Genomic DNA, 5,224 nt, shown 5'->3' on the forward strand with positions numbered 1-5,224 from the left:
AAAATGGACAATGCCGATCAGAAACTGGGGAATCGTCCTAAACCAATTTATGATTATATTTGACCAAAGACTTAAAATATAAAACCTAACGTGACTTTTCAACTTACACACTTAAAGGGATAGTGTCCTTTTTAAGGGCTTTTTACAGATCAAAAACTTGTCCTTTCTCTGGTATAGCGACATTATAATTTTCATCCGTTAATGCACTTGCTAAACTAAGCAAGCTTTTTTCTTCACCATGTACTAAAAACACTTTCTTTTTTGCATTGGCTTGTTTTGCAACAGTTACTAAATCATCATGGTCGCCATGTCCGCTTAATAAATCCGTTTGCCTAATGGTTGCATACACCATCATTTCTCTATCTTTAATCCTCACAATTGATTCTCCACGGAGCAGTTTATTGCCTAATGTGCCCTTTGCACAGTAACCAATAAATAAAATGGTGCAGTAATAATTTTGTATGTTATAATATAAATGGTCTTGAATTCTGCCACCTTCGAGCATTCCTGCAGATGAAATGATAATGCATGGATCTAAATAATTAGATACATCTTTGCTTTCTTTCGTGGTGTGCACGTATGCTAAATGTTCAAATTCAAATTCATCACCCATGGTTTTATAAAAATCTTTTGCTTCTTGGTTCACCAAGTTGTGGTGCTTTCGGTAAACATCGGTGGCCTTTAACGCCATTGGGCTATCCACAAAAATTTGAATAGGTGGTAAAAGTTTCTTGTTAAAAATTTGGTTTAGTGCAAAAACTAAAGATTGCGTTCTACCTATACTAAAAGCTGGAATAATTAATCTACCAGGTGTTTTAACACAGGCTTCGGTAATTTCTTTAACCAATCGTTCTTCCAAAGTTTGATCTTTTGTGTGGTAACGACCGCCATAAGTTGCCTCGCAAACTAAGTAATCTACTTGTGGTAAAGGTTCTGGCTTAACCAAAACAGGATAATTCTCTCTACCAATATCGCCAGAGAAGGCTATTTTCTTTTCCTCGCCATGCTCATTGATAGTTAAAATTGCAGCTGCGGCACCGAGTAAGTGGCCAACTGGAATAAATGTTAAGCTTATATCGCCGTTGATGCGAAATGGCTTGTTAAAGGCAATGCTTACGAACCTATCGATTGTATCCATAACGTGTTTGTGTAGATATAACGGTTTAGGGCCACTAAAATTTCCTCTTTTTGTTCGTGGTTTCCTACTTTGCTTCCGTAAAAAAAGCTCTACAGAATCGAATAATAAAATGGATGTCAAATCGGCCGTTGGCGCCGTACATAAAATCTGCCCTTCAAAACCTAATCGTACCAAAGTGGGTAGGTTTCCAGAGTGATCGATGTGTGCATGGGTAAGAATTACTAAATTTATACTCGATGGATCAAATGGGAAAACTTCGTTATCTTCTTGATAGGTTTCTTTCTCGTAGTCTAAGCCACAGTCTATCAGTATTTTATAATGGTCAATTTCTAACAAGTGCATACTGCCCGTTACTTGCTGCGCAGCGCCCCAAAACGTTAACTTCATCTTCTTTATCTTTTGTTAGTTATTTGGTGTAAAATAATATAATCGAATGAGATTTTTACGCACTAAAAGTAATTTTTTAATTTTTTTGTTGATGCAACTGATGAAATTTAAAATAAAACAATACCAATTTGTATAACGCTACACAAAGTGATTGCTTTGCTTCAAAATTTTCTACCTGCACATTTTTGTACATTGTGTTTAATGAATATTTATCTTTACAAAAAATATAATTATGCAAGAGCCCTTTGATATCGAGGTTGGAGAAACCCATTACGCAGTCTTCCCCGAAGGAAATGATACCTATACCATTTTTAAGGATGGAAAAGAATATGTGCAGGTGTTAAAAGATACCGCTTCAATTTGGTTAAAGATGGATGAGAAAACGGAACTTCCTATTTTTGATGAAGATAAAGAAGTAAATGAAATTGGTAAAGCTATTGAAGCGTACGTGCCAGAAGTAGAGGAAGAAGATGATGAGCAAGCTAATTTAAACTGACTATGCTAGATCCATTTTACATGAAGGTAAACGGTACTATTTACGAAGTTGTACCCGAAGAAGGCGATACGTTTACCATTTTTAAAGGTGCTACAGAGTACTGCCAAGTTTTGCGCAACAGCAACAAAAAGTGGATGCGCATTGATTATAAAACCGACCTTCCTATTTTAGAAGAGAACAAAGAGGTTGAAGATATTGGGCGGTTGATAGACAGGGCTTTGGCCAAAGGATAGGTTAGTAGATTTATTTACAAGTCAGCGAGCTTCGTTGCCCAATCTTCGTTCATCTCATCAAGCGTTAATAGTTTTTTCCAATTAAGTTTTTTCCAAGTGGTTTTAGGTTTATCTGCTTTTTCATCAAACATATTACCGCCATAAGTTGAGCTTATTTTTTGCGTAGAAAAATTAATACTTGTGGCTGATTTTTCGCCTGACGATCTACTGTATCCGCTTTGATCAAAACCGATTAGCTGAAATTTGTTATTTTGGTAGCGAAAAGTATAATCAACACTGCTAACTTCATACGAACCACAACTAAGCCAATATTGATAACTTAAAACTAAGGCGCCGCGCAAAATGTCTACAGCTTTAGTTTCCTGCAATGGGTCGGTAAGGCATGTAGTTACGGTATCATTTTCTGTTGGGATAAATTTTTGATTCTGAGCAATAAGTTGGTAACCACTTTTTTGTTTTAAAAGGATTAATAAAATTCGTGGATTTACATTTAATTTATCTCCACCCATGCCATCATTTTTGATGATATTTTTTGGATTTGTATTTTCGATGATGAGCGCTTCATCCACTAAATTATCCTTATTCAAATCTCCATGCGCTTGGTAAATCATTTTCCAACCTTTTGGGATGAAAGCATTAGTATTGGTACCAGTATTCGCAATATTTGGATGATTTGTTTGCGCAGTTAAGTTGAAAGCACTTATCGTTAGCAATAGAATTAAAATATTTTTCATAATTGGGTTGCTATGCGCTTAACAATATATAAGTGAATATATGGTTTGATGCATTGAGTTTTAATTTTTTTTTACAGCTAGAATTATTTGAAAGTTTTGCTCATGATGAAGGATTTAGTAAGTTAGTTTAACCCGCCCAACCATCTCTATCTAAGCTTCTATAATTGATAGATTCTGCTAAATGTTCTAACTCCACATCTTCGCTTTCGTCTAAATCGGCAATTGTTCTGGCTACTTTTAAAATACGATCGTAAGCCCGCGCCGAAAGTCCTAAACGCTCCATTGCCGATTTTAGCAAGTTTGTTCCCGCCTCGGTAATGTGGCAAACTTTGCGTACCATTTTCGGACTCATCTGTGCATTACAATGTAAATCTTCTTTACCTTCAAATCGTTTTTCTTGAATTTCTCTAGCCTTAATCACTCTTGCCCTAATGTTTTCACTTTTTTCCGTTTCACGGGATGAAGCCAACTCCGAAAAGTTAACAGGCGTAACTTCTACATGTAAGTCAATTCTATCTAACAAAGGACCAGATATTTTACTTAGGTATTTTTGAACCACGCCGGGCGCACAAACACATTCTTTTTCTGGATGGTTATAAAAACCGCAGGGACAAGGATTCATCGAAGCCACCAACATAAAACTTGCTGGATATTCGACAGAGAATCTTGCTCTAGCAATGGCCACTTTTCGATCTTCTAGCGGTTGGCGCATTACCTCCAAAACCGTTCGCTTAAACTCTGGTAGTTCATCCAAAAATAAAACGCCATTATGTGCTAAAGATATTTCTCCGGGTTGCGGGTTCATGCCACCGCCTACCAAAGCTACATCAGAAATAGTATGGTGCGGCGAACGGTACGGCCGAACGGTCATTAATGCATCAGCTGCAGAAAGTTTGCCTGCAACCGAATGGATTTTAGTTGTTTCTAACGCTTCGTATAAATTAAGCGGGGGCAAAATAGTTGGTAAACGCTTTGCAAGCATAGTTTTACCTGCACCAGGAGGGCCAATTAATATTACATTATGCCCGCCGGCGGCTGCAATTTCTAATGCTCGTTTTATATTTTCTTGGCCTTTAACATCAGCAAAATCGTGCTCATAATTGCCAATGTTTTTTAAAAACTCTTCTTTTGTATTTATTTTTACCTGTTCTAATTCTTCCTTTTTATTAAAAAACCTAATCACTTGAGCCAAATTTTCTACGCCGTAGGCAATTAAGCCATCTACAATGGCAGCCTCTCTAACATTTTGTTTTGGTAAAATAAAACCTTTAAAACCTTCTTTTTGTGCTTGTATGGCAATTGGTAGTGCGCCTTTTATGGGCTGTATTGCGCCATCTAAACTCAACTCGCCCATTATAAAGTAATTTTCTAGCTCTTCAGACGGAATTTGCCCTGATGCAGCCAAGATTCCAACGGCAATTGGTAAATCATAGGCAGAGCCCTCTTTCCTAATATCTGCTGGCGCAAGGTTTACCACTATTTTTTGTCTTGGCATTCTAAAACCAGCAACATTAATTGCACTTTCTACGCGTTGTAAACTTTCTTTTACGGCATTATCTGGCAAGCCAACCATAAAATATTTGTTGCCTCCACTAATGCTTACTTCGATTGTTATGGTAAGCGCATCGACGCCAAAAACAGCACTTCCGTAGGTTTTTACCAGCATAACTGATTTTTAATATTTTAAAGGGATGTTATGTTATTCGGGGATGAATAATTTGTTTTATGCTAATGTATGAAAATTAGTTGATGCCTTTACACCAATAATTTGCCACGAAATGCGTTGGCCGAATAGTAACATTATACGCCATTGTGGTAGGTGAAAACGATTTGCGAGAAAATAGATTCGGGCTTTCGAGCGTTACACCATTTTTCGGGTCAACCGTAAAAGCTGGGGAGAACTAAAAAAACATTAACTTTCGGCATACTAAATCATAAGACTATTACACATAATTTTATAGAGAACGTATTTCCATCAGAGCTGATGGAATACTTTGATGTTTCGGGTTTTCAGGAGCTATGCTCTGTAAAGGATAAGTTGGAGTATTGGCTGATAGATTTCGAGGAAAAGAACGAGTTGCCCAATGGATTTTCACACTTGGAATATGAATCGAAAGGTTTTATAGGGCGTAAACTGATACAGGATTTTCCCATTCGTGGTAAAGGGGTTTATCTACGGATTAAAAAGCGGAGGTGGCGTCATAAAAAGAGTGGCAAAACAATTCAAAATGACTTT

The 5,224-nt window shown here is 37.0% G+C and carries 6 protein-coding genes; 3 read left to right on the forward strand and 3 right to left on the reverse strand.

Annotated elements, in window-relative coordinates; genetic code table 11:
* Positions 1–142: 142 nt before the first annotated feature.
* Entirely contained in the window at positions 143–1,525 is a 1,383-nt protein-coding gene (locus tag EZJ43_RS16870; RefSeq protein ID WP_133263896.1) for an MBL fold metallo-hydrolase RNA specificity domain-containing protein, read from the reverse strand.
* 232 nt (positions 1,526–1,757) lie between these two features.
* On the opposite strand from EZJ43_RS16870, the gene EZJ43_RS16875 reads away from it, so the two are divergent.
* Together EZJ43_RS16875 and EZJ43_RS16880 are read left to right on the forward strand one after the other, a co-directional pair.
* Positions 1,758–2,021, forward strand: a complete 264-nt coding sequence (locus EZJ43_RS16875) for a hypothetical protein (protein WP_207924656.1) — start codon at positions 1,758–1,760, stop codon at positions 2,019–2,021.
* Positions 2,022–2,023: 2 nt separating this feature from the next.
* Positions 2,024–2,254 (forward strand): hypothetical protein, encoded by a 231-nt coding sequence (locus tag EZJ43_RS16880; RefSeq protein ID WP_133263898.1) that lies wholly within the window; start codon positions 2,024–2,026, stop codon positions 2,252–2,254.
* 14 nt (positions 2,255–2,268) lie between these two features.
* Here the strand turns inward: EZJ43_RS16880 and EZJ43_RS16885 are convergent, their stop codons facing one another.
* Both EZJ43_RS16885 and EZJ43_RS16890 read right to left on the reverse strand, forming a co-directional pair.
* Positions 2,269–2,988, reverse strand: a complete 720-nt coding sequence (locus EZJ43_RS16885; RefSeq protein WP_133263899.1) for a hypothetical protein — start codon at positions 2,986–2,988, stop codon at positions 2,269–2,271.
* Between the two features lie 127 nt (positions 2,989–3,115).
* Positions 3,116–4,654 (reverse strand): YifB family Mg chelatase-like AAA ATPase, encoded by a 1,539-nt coding sequence (locus EZJ43_RS16890; RefSeq protein ID WP_133263900.1) that lies wholly within the window; start codon positions 4,652–4,654, stop codon positions 3,116–3,118.
* Between the two features lie 291 nt (positions 4,655–4,945).
* Between EZJ43_RS16890 and EZJ43_RS17410 the strand changes: the two genes are divergently transcribed.
* Positions 4,946–5,224, forward strand: a 279-nt coding sequence (locus EZJ43_RS17410; protein ID WP_449406372.1) for an ISAon1 family transposase N-terminal region protein, incomplete at its 3' end; no start/stop codon positions are given.

It is taken from the genome of Pedobacter changchengzhani, assembly GCF_004354365.1.
Lineage (GTDB): Bacteria > Bacteroidota > Bacteroidia > Sphingobacteriales > Sphingobacteriaceae > Pedobacter > Pedobacter changchengzhani.